Below are 13,609 nucleotides of genomic sequence, written 5' to 3' on the forward strand. Positions count from 1 at the left end.
GGCAGTTATAGGCAACAAGGCGGCAGATCATGACAGAGATGGTCTATGGCGCGGTCCCGGTGCGGGACGGCGAACCCATACTTCCAAAATGGTGGCGTACCATCGACAAATGGTCGCTGAGTTGCGTTCTGATCCTGTTTGCCATCGGGCTGTTGCTGGCCTTGGCCGCCTCTGTGCCGCTGGCGGAAAAGAACGGCTTTCCCCCTTCTATTACGTGACCAAGCAGGCGATTTTCGGGGTCGCGGCGTTGATCGCGATGATCCTGACCTCGATGATGTCGCCCCTGCTGGTGCGCCGTCTGGCGGTGCTGGGCTTTCTCGTGGCCTTCGTGGCGCTGGCCTTGCTGCCCTTTTTCGGGACGGATTTCGGCAAAGGCGCGATGCGCTGGTATTCGCTTGGCTTTGCGTCGATCCAGCCCTCTGAATTCCTGAAACCCGGATTTGTCGTGGCAGCGGCCTGGATGATGGCCGCGAGCCAGGAAATCAACGGCCCGCCGGGCAAAACGTGGTCCTTTGCTTTGTGCGTGTCCATCGTGCTGATGCTGGCCTTGCAACCAGATTTCGGGCAGGCCTGTCTGGTCCTGTTTGGCTGGGGTGTCATGTATTTCGTGGCCGGAGCGCCGATGCTGCTGCTGGTCGGCATGGCTGGGCTGGTGATCTTTGGCGGCACGATTGCCTATTCCAACTCTGAACACTTTGCCCGCCGCATCGACGGGTTCCTGAGCCCGGATGTCGATCCGCGCACGCAGCTTGGCTATGCCACCAACGCCATTCAGGAGGGCGGTCTGTTCGGTGTCGGCGTGGGCGAGGGGCAGGTGAAATGGTCGCTGCCCGACGCCCACACCGATTTCATCATTGCCGTGGCGGCCGAAGAATATGGCCTGATCCTCGTGCTGTGCATCATCGCGCTTTATACCGGGATTGTCGTGCGCTCGCTTATGCGGTTGCTGCGCGAGCGTGATCCGTTCATCCGCCTTGCGGGCACGGGGCTGGCCTGCATGTTCGGCGTGCAGGCGATGATCAACATGGGTGTCGCAGTCCGTCTGTTGCCGGCCAAGGGCATGACGCTGCCTTTCGTGAGCTACGGTGGGTCGTCCGTCATTGCGTCGGGCATTGCGGTGGGCATGTTGCTGGCCTTCACCCGCACGCGGCCGCAGGGCGAGATTGCGGATCTGCTGGGACGAGGGCGGCGATGAGCCAGCCCTTGCTCCTCATTGCCGCGGGTGGCACGGGCGGGCACATGTTCCCGGCCCAGGCGCTTGCCGAGGCGATGCTGGTGCGCGGCTGGCGGGTCAAGTTGAGCACGGACGCGCGCGGGGCGCGCTATACTGGCGGGTTCCCACATACCACCGAGATCGAACAGATATCATCGGCCACCTTTGCCCGTGGCGGGCTGCTGGCCAAGGCCCTCGTGCCATTTCGCATTGCGGCAGGCATTGTCGGGGCGACCCTCAAGTTGCTGCGGGACCGCCCCACGGTTGTTGTGGGCTTTGGCGGCTATCCAACCATTCCGGCGATGGCGGCGGCGACACTGTTGCGCCTGCCACGCATGATCCACGAACAGAACGGGGTGCTGGGCAAGGTCAACCGGATGCTGTCCAAACGCGTTGATACGGTGGCCTGCGGCACGTGGCCCACGGACCTGCCCGAAGGGGTCGAGGGTGTGCATGTGGGCAACCCGGTGCGCAGTGCGGTGCTGGAACGCGCCGAGTCCGGCTATATCGCGCCGGGGGACTACCCGATGGAGATACTGGTGATTGGTGGCTCGCAAGGTGCGCGCATTCTGTCGGACGTAATACCGCCCGCCGTTGCCAGCCTGCCCATGGACCGTCTGAAAAACCTGCGTGTCAGCCATCAGGCGCGCGGTGAGGATGAAGCGCGCGTGCGCGCCTTTTACGACGAACATAGCATTGCGGCCGATGTGCAGCCCTTTTTCACCGACGTGCCGCGCCGCATGAGCGAGGCGCAACTGATCATCTCGCGCGCGGGTGCTTCATCCGTGGCCGACATCTCGGTCATTGGCCGCCCGTCGATCCTGATCCCCTATGCTGCGGCCACGGGCGATCATCAAAGCGCCAATGCCCGCGGGCTGGTCGAGGCAGGGGCCGCCATCCTGATCCCCGAAAGCCAGCTGACCCCCGAAAACGTCGCGGAACAGATCGCAATGGTGCTCGACAACCCGGATGGCGCGATGCAGATGTCGCGCGCCGCGTCCGGTTTTGGCAAGCCGGAAGCGACGGAAAACCTTGTCAGCCTCGTTGAAACCCTCGCACAGAAAGGGACCGCATGAACGCCGCCACCAAACTGCCCGGAGACGTGGGCCCCATTCATTTCGTCGGCATTGGCGGGATCGGGATGTCGGGCATCGCCGAGGTGCTTTTGAACCACGGGTACGTGGTGCAGGGGTCGGATTTGAAAGCGTCCAAGATCACCGACAGGCTGGCCGAACTGGGCGCCCACATCTTTGTCGGCCAAAAGGCCAGCAATATCGATGACGCCGAGGTGGTCGTGATTTCATCCGCCATCAAGCCGGGCAATGCGGAACTGGACGCGGCCCGCGCCCGTGGCCTGCCCATCGTGCGCCGCGCCGAGATGCTGGCCGAGCTCATGCGCCTCAAATCCAACATCGCGATTGCAGGCACCCACGGCAAAACCACCACCACCACCATGGTTGCGGCCCTTCTGGACGAGGGCCGGTTTGACCCCACGGTCGTGAATGGCGGCATCATCCACGCCTATGGATCGAACGCCCGCAAGGGCGAGGGCGAGTGGATGGTGGTCGAGGCGGACGAGAGCGACGGCACCTTCAACCGCCTGCCTGCGACCATTGCCATCATCACCAATATCGACCCCGAACATATGGAGCATTGGGGCACCGAAGAGGCGCTGCACCAGGGGTTCTATGACTTTGTCTCGAACATCCCGTTTTACGGGCTCGCCGTGTGCTGCACCGATGATCCGGATGTGCAGGCGCTGGTGGGCAAGATCACGGACCGCCGTGTGATCACCTATGGGTTCAATGCCCAGGCGGACGTGCGCGCGATGAACCTGACCTACAAGGCGGGCGTGGCGCATTTCGACGTGGCCCTGCAGGCCGAGGACATGATGATCGAGGATTGTTCGCTGCCGATGCCCGGTGATCACAACGTTTCGAACGCGTTGTCAGCCATTGCCGTGGCCCGCCATCTGGGCATGAAGGGCAACGAAATCCGCACCGCTCTGGCCAATTTCGAAGGGGTCAACCGCCGCTTTACCCGCGTGGGTGAGATTGATGGCGTGACCATTATTGACGATTACGGCCACCACCCGACGGAAATCGCCGCCGTGCTGAAGGCCGCGCGGCAGGCCACCGAAGGCCGCGTGATCGCGGTGCACCAGCCGCACCGCTATACCCGCCTGCACCATCACTTTGACGACTTCTGTTCGTGCTTCAACGATGCCGATGTGGTCGGGATCACCGATATCTTTGCCGCCGGAGAGGACCCGATCGAGGGGGCATCCCGCGACGATCTGGTCGCGGGCCTGATCCGTCATGGCCACCGCCACGCGCGCGCCGTGGTCAGCGAGGACGATCTGGAGCGCCTTGTGCGCGAGCAGGCCCGTCCCGGTGATATGGTGGTTTGCCTTGGAGCCGGGACGATATCGGCATGGGCCAACGCCCTTCCGGGGCGGTTGCAAAAGGGGGCGGCATAAGGGCGATGGAGGTTAACCTGTTCAGCATTCTGGTCGTCGGTGTCCCGCTTGTTGCGGTGCCCGTCGCGCTGATCTGGGGTTTGCGCAAGACTTTGCTGGGGGTGCTGGGCATCGCCGCCCTGATGCTGGTCGCCCCGTACGTCTATTTCGGCATCTGGGCGATCAGCGCAGGTGAGAACCTCATGGAAACCATGAAAGCGGTTTCTGTTTCATTCCCGGCCGTGATCGTGGTTTTGGGCTGGATGCTGGCATGGACGGCCGCCTATGGCGCCGTTGCCGCAGGAATACGTCTGGGGTGGTTGCATTGGAAAGGACTGCGCACATGATGGTGATTTGTCTTGGAATTCTGGCCCTGTCGCTGGCCTTTGGTGTGGCGTGGATCAACACGCGGATTGCGGGGCTGTTCTGGGTCTCGGCCAATTTTCTGGGCTATCAGTGGACAGTCGAGGCGACGCGGATGGATCCGCAGATGATGGCCATGGCGGCCAACCTCACCCTGTTTGTGCTGATCGTCTACCTGTCGGTCATGGCCCTGTCGGGGATCGGGGCGGCGCATATGGTCAAACGGGCACGGGCGAGGCGGATGGCATGATGTTGCTTTGGGCCTGTATCGGGTGGGTGTTTGCGGCAACGATTGTCGCCATGCTGCCGATGCGTCACCAGTACGTGCCGGGCGTTGCGCTGCTGATCGCCGCACCGCTGCTGATCCTGTGGATCGGCATTGCTGTTGCGTGGTGGGCGGGTGCACTGGCCCTGGCCGCGTTCGTATCAATGTTCCGCAACCCTTTGCGCTATTTCTGGGCCAAGGCGCGCGGTCAGAACCCAACTTTGCCGCCGGAGCTGCGCTCATGAGCCTATCGATCATTCTTGCCTGTCTCTGGGCGCTGATTGCCAATGTCATGGCGATGTTTCCCAGCAAGGACAATCACTGGACCAACGCCTATGGCCTCATCGCCATCGGCATTCCGATTGTGGGTTATGTCACATGGCAACACGGGCCGTGGATCGGCCTTTTAGTGCTGGCGGCGGGGATGAGCGTGCTGCGCTGGCCGGTCATTTACCTCACCCGCTGGATCAAGGGACGGGTGGCGCGATGATTATGCCGATTGCCCTTGCCGCACTGTTCATGGGCACGCTGGTGGGCTTTGTCCTTGCCCGCCGGTTCATGCTGCGCAGCCTAGTCGGGCTGATCCTTGTCATGATCGGCCTCGTGTTCTTTGTCTCTTGGACCCCGACCGAGGCGTTGCCGGGGGATGGCTATGCCATTGTCATCGCGGCCTACCTGATTGCCCCGCCCTTGGCGGCGGGTCTGTTCGGGGGCGGCGTGTTTGCGTGGCTGTTTCGCACGCGGGCCAGCGCGACGTGACGCCGCGACGGGTATAGAGCCCCCAAATGCCCGAATACCTGACACTGGTCCTGATCCCCGTCATTGGATATTTCAGCTGGGTTTGTGCACGCAGTTACGGGTGGTGGGGGTACTCCATCTTTGCTTTGGCGCTGATGGTGGTTGGCCTCGCTTATGTGTTCACGGCGACGGAAGGATCGGTTGAACCCGGTCTGCCCTTACTGCCTGTCCTCGTCATGGGGCCGTCGGTGCTGCTTGCGCTGATCACCGGCGCTGTGGGTGTTGCAAAATGGCGCGGGGCACGGCAAGGGGCTGCAAGGCACGACCCCGACAACGGATGATCTGGTGACAAGCGGCATTTCCCTTCCCCCGGTGCGCGGCACCCTGACGGCGCAAAAAGACCTCTCGACCCTCACATGGCTGCGTGTGGGTGGCCCTGCCGACTGGCTGTTTCAGCCTGCCGACGTGCAGGACCTGTCCGATTTTCTCGCCGCCCTTGATCCGTCCGTGCCGGTGTTCGTGATGGGCGTGGGCAGCAACCTGATTGTGCGCGATGGCGGTTTGCGCGCCGTGGTGATCCGGCTGGGGCGTGGCTTCAACGGGATCGAGATTGACGGTGACACTGTGCGGGCAGGGGCGGCGGCCCTTGATGCCCATGTGGCGCGCCGGGCAGCGGATGCCGGCGTCGATCTGACCTTTCTGCGCACCATTCCCGGCACGATTGGCGGGGCGGTGCGCATGAATGCAGGCTGTTACGGCAGCTACACGGCGGATGTCTTTCAAGAGGCGCGGGTTGTGCTGCGCGACGGGACCATCAGAACGCTGACCGCCGAGGCCCTCAATTTCCGCTACCGTCAGAGCGATCTGCCTGAAGGGGCTGTGCTGACGGCTGTTTCCTTGCGCGGGCCATCGGGCGATCCGGATGCACTCAATGCCCGGATGGCGGATCAACTGGCCAAGAGGGATGCAACCCAACCGACAAAGGATCGCAGTGCCGGGTCGACCTTTCGCAATCCGGCGGGCTTTTCATCGACGGGGCAGGCCGATGATGTCCACGATCTGAAAGCGTGGAAGGTGATTGATGACGCAGGCATGCGCGGCGCGCGTCGGGGCGGCGCGCAGATGAGCGAAAAGCACTCCAACTTCCTGATCAACACCGGCGATGCAACGGCAGCCGACCTCGAAGGATTGGGCGAAGAGGTGCGAAAAAAGGTTTACGATTCAAGCGGTATCACGCTAGAATGGGAAATCATGCGCATCGGCGAACAGGCTTAAGTCACCGGCGCGCAAGGCAGGCCGAAAAAACGATTAAAACAACGGCATTACAAATGAGGGTTCGCTAAAAGAACCCCGGAACCAGAGGCACATGGCGGGTCAGTCGAGCGGGACGACTCCGAAAGTGGCGGTATTGATGGGTGGCCCTTCGGCTGAACGCGAAGTGTCGCTGTCCAGTGGGAAACCTTGCGCTGCCGCGCTGCGGAGTTTGAATAGGTATGAGGTGGTCGAGGTCGATGCAGGCCCCGATCTTGCTTCTGTTTTGCTATCCGAAAAGCCGGACGCCGTTCTGAACTGTCTGCATGGGCGGTGGGGCGAAGATGGCTGCGTGCAGGGTATTCTTGAGTGGCTGCATATTCCTTACTCCCATTCCGGCGTTCTCGCCTCGGCCCTTGCCATGGACAAACAGCGCACCAAGGAGGTCTACCGCGTCGCCGGATTGCCGGTGGTCGGCAGCATCATCGTGCCCGCAGCGGACGTGAAGGCCGATCACGTGATGCCGCCGCCTTATGTCGTGAAACCCAACAACGAAGGGTCGAGCGTCGGCGTCTACCTTGTGCATGACGCCGCCAATGGCCCACCCCAATTGGGCGAAGAGATGCCAGATATGGTCATGGTCGAAGCCTTTGCCCCCGGGCGCGAGTTGACGACGACCGTAATGGGCACGCGGCCTTTGGGCGTCACCGACATCCTGACCGATGGCTGGTATGACTACGATGCCAAATACAAGCCCGGCGGGTCGCGCCACGTGATCCCGGCGGATGTGCCAACCGAAATCACCGAATTGTGCCTCGACTACGCCGTGCGTGCCCACAACGCGCTGGGATGCCGGGGGGTCAGCCGCACCGACTACCGCTGGGACGAAAGCAAGGGGGCCGCGGGCCTGATCCTGCTGGAAACCAACACGCAACCCGGCATGACGCCCACATCGCTGACCCCCGAACAGGCGACGGCGGCAGGCATCTCCTTTGCCGAATTGTGCGCGTGGATGGTGGAGGACGCCTCATGCAACCGGTAAACCGCCGCCCCAACCGACCCGATCCCGCCCCGTCGCGCTGGTCATGGCGGATGCAGCGTCTGATGCTGACCCCGCTGTTTCGGTTTGGACTGCGGGCCGGTCTGCCCTTTGTGGCCACTCTGTCCGTGGCGACATGGTTCCTGTCGGATCCGCAAAATCAGGCCGCCATTCAGGACACCGTGGCCGAGGCGCGCGCGGCCATCGAACAGCGCCCGGAATTCATGGTCAACCTGATGGCGATTGACGGCGGGGACACGGATCTGGATGCGGCCATCCGCCAGGCCATCCCGCTTGATTTTCCCGTCTCGTCCTTTGATCTGGACCCGAACGCCATGCGCGCCCGTATTCTTGAGATGCCCCCAGTGAAAGAGGCCAGCGTGCGCATTCGCCCGGGCGGCATTTTGCAGGTCGACATCACCCCCCGCGTGCCGATTGCGATCTGGCGCACTGCCGAAGGGCTGACGCTGATCGATGGCGAAGGCGCGCATATTGCCGAAATCGCGCGGCGCGGCCTGCGCCCGGACCTGCCCGTGATCGCCGGGGACGGCGCGCCCGAACATGTGGGCGAAGCGCTTGAGTTGATGGCCGCAGGTGCGCCGCTGGGCAACCGTCTGCGCGGCCTTGTGCGCCTTGGCAACCGGCGCTGGGATGTGGTGCTGGACCGCGATCAGCGCATCCTTTTGCCCAGCACCGGAGCGGTGCGCGCGCTGGAACGCGCCCTTGCGCTGGATCAGGTGGACGACGTGTTGCGCCGCGATGTGGCCCGTGTCGATCTGCGCCTGTCCGAACGCCCGACCGTGCGCATGAATTCGACCGCCACCGAAGAATGGTGGCGCATCCGACAATTGAATTCCGAACAATGAGTAGCAGCCATGACTGACCTTTATCAAAACCAACGCAGCATGCGGAATATGCGCAAGATCGCGATGCAGCGGGGCGTGGTGGCCATTCTGGATGTCGGCAGTTCCAAGATCGCCTGCCTCGTGCTGCGCTTTGATGGCACGACCAAGCTGGGCGAAGAGGGCGAGATCGGATCCCTTGCCGGGCAGTCGGGTTTTCGCGTCATCGGGGCGGCGACGACGCGGTCGCGCGGTGTGCGCTTTGGCGAGATTTGTGCGATGCAGGAAACCGAGCGTGCGATCCGCACCGCCCTGCAAGCCGCGCAGAAGATGGCTGGCATCCGCGTCGATCATGTCATCGCCTGTTTTGCCGGGGCAGAACCGCGCAGCTATGGGCTGGACGCGCAGGTCGAGTTGGAAGGGCAGATGGTGTCCGAACAGGATGTCGCGCAAGTGCTGGCCCGCTGCGATGTGCCGGACTATGGCGAGGGGCGCGAAGTGCTGCACGCCCAACCAGTCAACTTTGCGCTCGATCACCGCTCGGGTCTGTCTGACCCGCGCGGGCAGTTGGGCAACGAACTGGCCGTGGACATGCATATGCTGACCGTCGATGCCCCCGCCGTGCAGCATCTGGCCCATTGCATCAAGCGCTGTGATCTGGAGCTGGCGGGCATTGCGTCCTCGGCTTACGTGTCGGGCATTGCCGCGCTGGTCGAGGATGAACAGGAATTGGGCGCCGCCTGCATCGACATGGGCGGCGGGTCGACCGGTGTGTCGATTTTCATCAAGAAACACATGATTTTTGCCGATGCCGTGCGCATGGGTGGGGATCACGTGACATCCGACATCTCGATGGGGCTGCAGGTGCCCACGGCCAATGCTGAGCGCATCAAGACGTTTTACGGCGGCGTGCACGCGACAGGGATGGATGACCGCGAAATGATCGAGATCGGTGGCGATTCAGGCGATTATGAACATGACCGCCGCACGGCGTCGCGCGCCGAGTTGATCGGTATCATGCGCCCGCGGGTCGAGGAAATCCTTGAAGAAGTACGTCAGCGTCTGGACGCGGCAGGCTTTGACCACCTGCCCAGCCAGCAGATCGTGCTGACCGGTGGGGGCAGCCAGATTCCGGGGCTGGATGGGCTGGCGAGCAAAATTCTGGGCCAGCAGGTGCGGCTGGGCCGTCCTTTGCGGGTTCATGGTCTGCCACAGGCGGCGACGGGGCCATCCTTTGCCTCGGCTGTGGGCCTAGCGCTGTTTGCGGCGCACCCGCAGGACGAATGGTGGGATTTCGACATCCCCCATGACCGCCACTCGGCGCGCAGCTTGCGCCGCGCGGTCAAGTGGTTCCGCGAAAACTGGTGATCAGCGCACGCGGCGGCGCAGCCCCAATGCGGCAATCCCGCCCAACAGCAACAGACCCGAAGCTGGCAGTGGCACTGCTGGCGGCGGTGGCGGCGGGGTCATGTACGTATAGGTGACACTTGCGCTGACCGAGAAGTTGAACGTCGTGCGCGCCGAAACGTCACAGTCTGTGATATCGGTAAATCTGCTGGGTGTGCAGTTTGCCTGCGCCGAATGAAAGAGGGAAACCCGCCAGGGCACCACAAAGGTTCCCGTTCCGATCAGGTCAGCGAATTGAGCTGGGCTGATAAGTGTATTGAAGGACAACCCATAGCCCTGGCTATCGAACGGATTGTCAATGTTTGCGTTCCCGCTCGACGATTGGCTGGCCGACGAACTTGCACAGTTGCTGTTTACCAAACCATCGTCTCTGCAAAAGACCGAAACATTGCCTATCGAGCGGGTAAATCCGACGGTTCCGCTGATCCGCACGGACTGAAGGATCCCGAGTGTGGGGTCGAATTTGTTCAGCCTCAACGCGGTTTGATCGGAATTGGTGACGGACCGCGATGTGCTCGTGCCTCTGCTGCTGGATTGTTTTGTCAGACTGCTGATAAAACTGTATCTGTCGGAATCCGTGTCCGACACTGTCATCGTCGCGGCCTGCGCGGTTGCCGCGCCAAGCGACAGGGCGGCAAACAGGCCAAGCGCTACAGTGAGCGAGCGTATCCGGTGGCGGCTTGTCCGCAGAACGCGCCGAGACGGTGTGATGGTATTGCGCAATGAAATGGTCGGCATGTGACCCCCCGAGTTTAATAGGTTTGGGGGCACTGCCCCGGAATGAATTAGACAATACGTCTCAGTATGCGGGCAAGATATCCGCGCTTTTTCGCAAAATCCATGAAATTCGCCTGCAGTCCGGCTGACGGTGGGGCTGACACGGATGCAAAAGTGAAATCGTGCCGCAATTCTTTGCCGATGCGCCGCGTTTCGCGTGATCGAATCGCTTGGGTTTTTGCGTGTCTGCGTATAGACTTATCCACAAGGCCCGTCAGAGGCCCGGCGGCAAAAGAGAGCAGTCGCACCTGAGCTTGAAACTACCATTGCGTGTACTTCGCAATGCGTTCGGCGTGGCCCTGTGGTCCGCGCCCGTGGTAGCTTTGCCCTGTAAGCCCCCTACATCTGGTCGTTTTTGCCAAATCCCGTAGCGACAGGCAGAGCTTTGCCTATATTTTGTGGATAATTTGCGTTTTTTGGGTGACCTTGGGGCCGCAGAACGATAGGATTGCGGAAATTTAGGCACAAGAACACCCGCGAATGCGGCCAACCAAACAGGTGGAATTGACCCATGACTCTGAACCTTTCGATGCCCGGCAATGACGAGCTGAAACCCCGGATCACCGTCTTTGGCGTGGGTGGTGCTGGCGGCAACGCTGTCAACAACATGATCGAAAAAGAGTTGGACGGCGTCGAATTCGTTGTGGCCAACACGGATGCGCAGGCATTGCAGCAATCTGCCGCCGGCAACCGGGTCCAACTGGGCATCAAGGTCACCGAAGGTCTTGGGGCAGGGGCCCGCGCCAGTGTCGGTGCGGCTGCCGCCGAAGAATCCATCGAGCAGATCGTCGATCATCTGGCCGGTGCGCACATGTGCTTTATCACCGCCGGTATGGGCGGCGGCACCGGAACAGGTGCGGCACCGATCATCGCGCAGGCAGCGCGTGAGCTGGGCGTTCTGACCGTCGGCGTTGTGACCAAACCCTTCCAGTTCGAAGGGGCCAAGCGGATGAAGCAGGCCGAAGACGGTGTCGAGGCCCTGCAAAAGATGGTCGATACGCTGATCATCATCCCCAACCAGAACCTTTTCCGTCTGGCCAATGAAAAAACAACCTTTACCGAGGCGTTCTCGATGGCGGACGACGTTCTTTATCAAGGCGTCAAAGGGGTCACGGACCTGATGGTCCGTCCGGGCCTGATCAACCTCGACTTTGCGGACGTGCGCGCTGTGATGGACGAGATGGGCAAGGCGATGATGGGCACAGGCGAGGCCGAGGGCGAAGATCGCGCCATCCAGGCCGCCGAGAAGGCCATCGCCAACCCGCTGCTGGACGAGATTTCCCTGCGCGGTGCCAAGGGCGTGCTGATCAACATCACCGGTGCGCACGATCTGACCCTGTTCGAACTGGACGAAGCGGCCAACCGCATTCGCGAAGAAGTCGATCCGGACGCCAACATCATCGTCGGCTCGACCCTCGATACGGCGATGGAAGGCATGATGCGCGTCAGCGTTGTGGCCACAGGCATTGACGCCACTGACGTCCATTCCGAAGTGCCCGTGCCGCGCCGTTCGATGGCCGCACCATTGCCCGCGTCATTCTCGACATCCGACGCTGACCAAGCGCCTGAGCCACGGCAGATGCCCGAACCGGCACCTGCACCCGTGGCCGCCGCCGCAGAAGAGCCCACGCTGTTCGAAGAGCTGGACGTGAACCGCGCCGCAGCCGAGGACATGGCCGAAGACATCTTTGCCGAGGAAGAGCCTGCATCCTCCGATGACGGCCTGCCACCCCCGGCATATCGCCCCGAAGTGGCGGCGTTTGAACCAACGCCTGAGCCTGAAACATTCGTCGCACCGCGTGCGCCTGCACCGGGCACACCGTCGCCCGAAGCGCTGGCACGTTTGCGCGCGGCCACGCAAAAGGCCGCGCCCAACCGCGCACCCCAGCCACAGGCCGCCGCACCCGCACCACAAGGCGGGGAAAAGCCCCGGTTCGGCATCAATTCGTTGATCAACCGCATGACCGGCACCAACGAAGCGGCCCCCGGCGATCAGCGCCCTTCGCGCCAGCAACCGCCCGTTCAGGCCCGTGCCGCAGCGGCCCCGGCGCCCGCGCCCAAGCCTGCAGAAGCGGTGGACCCGGATCAGGAGCGGATTGAAATTCCCGCCTTCCTGCGGCGTCAGGCGAACTGATTTTCGCTCACAATCCCAAAAAGAGGGTCGCCAGCAGGCGGCCCTTTTTTCGTTTCAAAACAGCCTATTGCAGATTCGCTGCCGCGCAACCGGAAATCACGTTGCGGCATGTTTCAGACCGTTACAAAGATTGAGTTGAGTGTTCCGCCTGCAGTCCATAAATCTCGATCTCAACAAACGTAACGGGGTGGGCCCAGTGCAGGCGACAGTCAAAGGACCAATCTATTTTACAGGACGCGGGCTGCATTCCGGCAAGCCAGCGCGCCTGACGATCTCGTCCTGCCATGGCGGAACACGGCATCTGGTTCTGCCGAACAGACATCGAAAACGGCGACACAATGATCCCCGCGCGTTACGATGTGGTGCGCCAATCGCCCTTGTGCACAACCCTCGTGAACGAGGCTGGCGTGACCGTTGGCACCGTGGAACATGTGATGGCCGCCCTTGCGGGCTGCGGCGTGCACAATGCGCTGATCGAAATTGATGGTCCCGAAGTGCCGATCCTTGACGGGTCTGCCGTGCCGTTTGTGCGTGGTATCATGCAGCGCGGTCTGCGTCGCCTTCCCGCGCGCGTGCGTGCGTTCGAAGTGATGAAGACCGTGACCGTCACCCAAGGTGATGCAAGCGCGACCATCGCGCCCTCGCTAGTGATGCGCATCGACTTTCACATCGACTTTGAAGACGCAGCCATTGGCCGTCAGTCCAAGTCGCTGAACATGTCCAACGGCAGCTTTGCCCGCGAACTGAGCGACAGCCGCACATTCTGCCGCAAGGGCGACGTTGAAAAGATGCAGGCCAGCGGCCTGGCCCTGGGTGGTGCGCCCGGTGTCAATGCCGTTGTGTTTGACGGCGATCACGTGGCCAGCCCCGGCGGGCTGCGCCACCAGGACGAACCTGTGCGCCACAAGATGCTGGACGCGCTTGGGGACCTCGCACTGGCCGGTGCACCGCTGATCGGGCACTACACCGGCGTGCGTGCAGGCCACACCCTGACCAACCAGTTGCTGCGCGAATTGTTCGCCACACCCGGCGCGGTGCGTATGGTGACATGCGATGCTGAAATGGCGGCATTGCTGCCCGGTGCGGGCCTTGTCTGGGACGAGATTCCAGAAGTTGCCTGAG

14 protein-coding genes and 2 pseudogenes are annotated in these 13,609 nt (G+C 62.3%); 15 read left to right on the forward strand and 1 reads right to left on the reverse strand.

Going from position 1 to position 13,609, the window contains the following annotated elements:
• The first annotated feature begins 29 nt into the window (after positions 1 to 29).
• The 13 genes and pseudogenes from ftsW (at position 30) to ftsA (ending at position 9,537) form a co-directional block, all read left to right on the forward strand.
• A pseudogene (ftsW, locus tag ACERZ8_RS12935) lies at positions 30 to 1,195 on the forward strand (putative lipid II flippase FtsW).
• Positions 1,192 to 2,289, forward strand: coding sequence for a UDP-N-acetylglucosamine--N-acetylmuramyl-(pentapeptide) pyrophosphoryl-undecaprenol N-acetylglucosamine transferase (locus tag ACERZ8_RS12940; RefSeq protein WP_407592591.1), 1,098 nt, complete (start codon positions 1,192 to 1,194; stop codon positions 2,287 to 2,289). The pseudogene ftsW and the gene ACERZ8_RS12940 overlap by 4 nt, the downstream one beginning before the upstream one ends.
• Positions 2,286 to 3,692 carry a UDP-N-acetylmuramate--L-alanine ligase gene (gene murC / locus ACERZ8_RS12945; protein WP_407592592.1) on the forward strand — a complete coding sequence of 469 codons (1,407 nt, stop codon included), beginning with the start codon at positions 2,286 to 2,288 and terminating at the stop codon, positions 3,690 to 3,692. The genes ACERZ8_RS12940 and murC overlap by 4 nt, the downstream gene beginning before the upstream one ends.
• Before the next feature lie 5 nt (positions 3,693 to 3,697).
• Positions 3,698 to 4,018 (forward strand): hypothetical protein, encoded by a 321-nt coding sequence (locus ACERZ8_RS12950; protein WP_407592593.1) that lies wholly within the window; start codon positions 3,698 to 3,700, stop codon positions 4,016 to 4,018.
• The gene (locus ACERZ8_RS12955; protein ID WP_407592594.1) at positions 4,015 to 4,284 is read left to right on the forward strand and encodes a hypothetical protein; all 270 of its coding nucleotides are present in this window, start codon (positions 4,015 to 4,017) and stop codon (positions 4,282 to 4,284) included. Before ACERZ8_RS12950 ends, ACERZ8_RS12955 begins: the two co-directional genes overlap by 4 nt.
• Positions 4,281 to 4,544: a DUF2484 family protein gene (locus ACERZ8_RS12960; protein WP_407592595.1), complete on the forward strand. Its 264-nt coding sequence runs from the start codon at positions 4,281 to 4,283 to the stop codon at positions 4,542 to 4,544. The genes ACERZ8_RS12955 and ACERZ8_RS12960 overlap by 4 nt, the downstream gene beginning before the upstream one ends.
• Entirely contained in the window at positions 4,541 to 4,789 is a 249-nt protein-coding gene (locus tag ACERZ8_RS12965; RefSeq protein ID WP_407592596.1) for a DUF2484 family protein, read from the forward strand. The genes ACERZ8_RS12960 and ACERZ8_RS12965 overlap by 4 nt, the downstream gene beginning before the upstream one ends.
• Positions 4,786 to 5,058, forward strand: a complete 273-nt coding sequence (locus ACERZ8_RS12970; RefSeq protein ID WP_407592597.1) for a hypothetical protein — start codon at positions 4,786 to 4,788, stop codon at positions 5,056 to 5,058. The genes ACERZ8_RS12965 and ACERZ8_RS12970 overlap by 4 nt, the downstream gene beginning before the upstream one ends.
• A gap of 26 nt (positions 5,059 to 5,084) precedes the next feature.
• Positions 5,085 to 5,378 (forward strand): hypothetical protein, encoded by a 294-nt coding sequence (locus tag ACERZ8_RS12975; RefSeq protein ID WP_407592598.1) that lies wholly within the window; start codon positions 5,085 to 5,087, stop codon positions 5,376 to 5,378.
• 16 nt (positions 5,379 to 5,394) lie between these two features.
• Positions 5,395 to 6,312, forward strand: a complete 918-nt coding sequence (gene murB / locus ACERZ8_RS12980; RefSeq protein WP_407594265.1) for a UDP-N-acetylmuramate dehydrogenase — start codon at positions 5,395 to 5,397, stop codon at positions 6,310 to 6,312.
• 136 nt (positions 6,313 to 6,448) lie between these two features.
• Complete coding sequence (locus ACERZ8_RS12985) at positions 6,449 to 7,330, forward strand: D-alanine--D-alanine ligase (RefSeq protein ID WP_407592599.1); 882 nt, start codon at positions 6,449 to 6,451, stop codon at positions 7,328 to 7,330.
• Positions 7,318 to 8,193, forward strand: a complete 876-nt coding sequence (locus ACERZ8_RS12990; protein WP_407592600.1) for a cell division protein FtsQ/DivIB — start codon at positions 7,318 to 7,320, stop codon at positions 8,191 to 8,193. The genes ACERZ8_RS12985 and ACERZ8_RS12990 overlap by 13 nt, the downstream gene beginning before the upstream one ends.
• A gap of 9 nt (positions 8,194 to 8,202) precedes the next feature.
• Positions 8,203 to 9,537 (forward strand): cell division protein FtsA, encoded by a 1,335-nt coding sequence (gene ftsA / locus ACERZ8_RS12995; protein WP_407592601.1) that lies wholly within the window; start codon positions 8,203 to 8,205, stop codon positions 9,535 to 9,537.
• On the opposite strand, the gene ACERZ8_RS13000 is transcribed toward ftsA, so the two are convergent.
• Positions 9,538 to 10,299, reverse strand: coding sequence for a VPLPA-CTERM sorting domain-containing protein (locus tag ACERZ8_RS13000; RefSeq protein ID WP_407592602.1), 762 nt, complete (start codon positions 10,297 to 10,299; stop codon positions 9,538 to 9,540).
• Between the two features lie 565 nt (positions 10,300 to 10,864).
• On the opposite strand from ACERZ8_RS13000, the gene ftsZ reads away from it, so the two are divergent.
• Both ftsZ and lpxC read left to right on the forward strand, forming a co-directional pair.
• On the forward strand, positions 10,865 to 12,487 hold the full coding sequence (gene ftsZ / locus ACERZ8_RS13005; RefSeq protein ID WP_407592603.1) for a cell division protein FtsZ: 1,623 nt from the start codon (positions 10,865 to 10,867) through the stop codon (positions 12,485 to 12,487).
• A gap of 196 nt (positions 12,488 to 12,683) precedes the next feature.
• Positions 12,684 to 13,608: pseudogene (gene lpxC / locus ACERZ8_RS13010) on the forward strand (UDP-3-O-acyl-N-acetylglucosamine deacetylase).
• Position 13,609: the final 1 nt, after the last annotated feature.

Source organism: Tateyamaria armeniaca (assembly GCF_045797845.1).
GTDB lineage: Bacteria > Pseudomonadota > Alphaproteobacteria > Rhodobacterales > Rhodobacteraceae > Tateyamaria > Tateyamaria armeniaca.

Coding starts and splice junctions, on each gene's coding strand:
- ACERZ8_RS12960 (WP_407592595.1), top strand. CDS start 4,281: ATGATGTTGCTTTGGGCCTGTATCGGGTGGGTGTTTGCGGCAACGATT.
- ACERZ8_RS12955 (WP_407592594.1), top strand. CDS start 4,015: ATGATGGTGATTTGTCTTGGAATTCTGGCCCTGTCGCTGGCCTTTGGT.
- ftsA (WP_407592601.1), top strand. CDS start 8,203: ATGACTGACCTTTATCAAAACCAACGCAGCATGCGGAATATGCGCAAG.
- ftsZ (WP_407592603.1), top strand. CDS start 10,865: ATGACTCTGAACCTTTCGATGCCCGGCAATGACGAGCTGAAACCCCGG.
- ACERZ8_RS12990 (WP_407592600.1), top strand. CDS start 7,318: ATGCAACCGGTAAACCGCCGCCCCAACCGACCCGATCCCGCCCCGTCG.
- ACERZ8_RS12970 (WP_407592597.1), top strand. CDS start 4,786: ATGATTATGCCGATTGCCCTTGCCGCACTGTTCATGGGCACGCTGGTG.
- ACERZ8_RS12940 (WP_407592591.1), top strand. CDS start 1,192: ATGAGCCAGCCCTTGCTCCTCATTGCCGCGGGTGGCACGGGCGGGCAC.
- murC (WP_407592592.1), top strand. CDS start 2,286: ATGAACGCCGCCACCAAACTGCCCGGAGACGTGGGCCCCATTCATTTC.
- ACERZ8_RS12975 (WP_407592598.1), top strand. CDS start 5,085: ATGCCCGAATACCTGACACTGGTCCTGATCCCCGTCATTGGATATTTC.
- ACERZ8_RS12985 (WP_407592599.1), top strand. CDS start 6,449: ATGGGTGGCCCTTCGGCTGAACGCGAAGTGTCGCTGTCCAGTGGGAAA.
- ACERZ8_RS12950 (WP_407592593.1), top strand. CDS start 3,698: ATGGAGGTTAACCTGTTCAGCATTCTGGTCGTCGGTGTCCCGCTTGTT.
- ACERZ8_RS12965 (WP_407592596.1), top strand. CDS start 4,541: ATGAGCCTATCGATCATTCTTGCCTGTCTCTGGGCGCTGATTGCCAAT.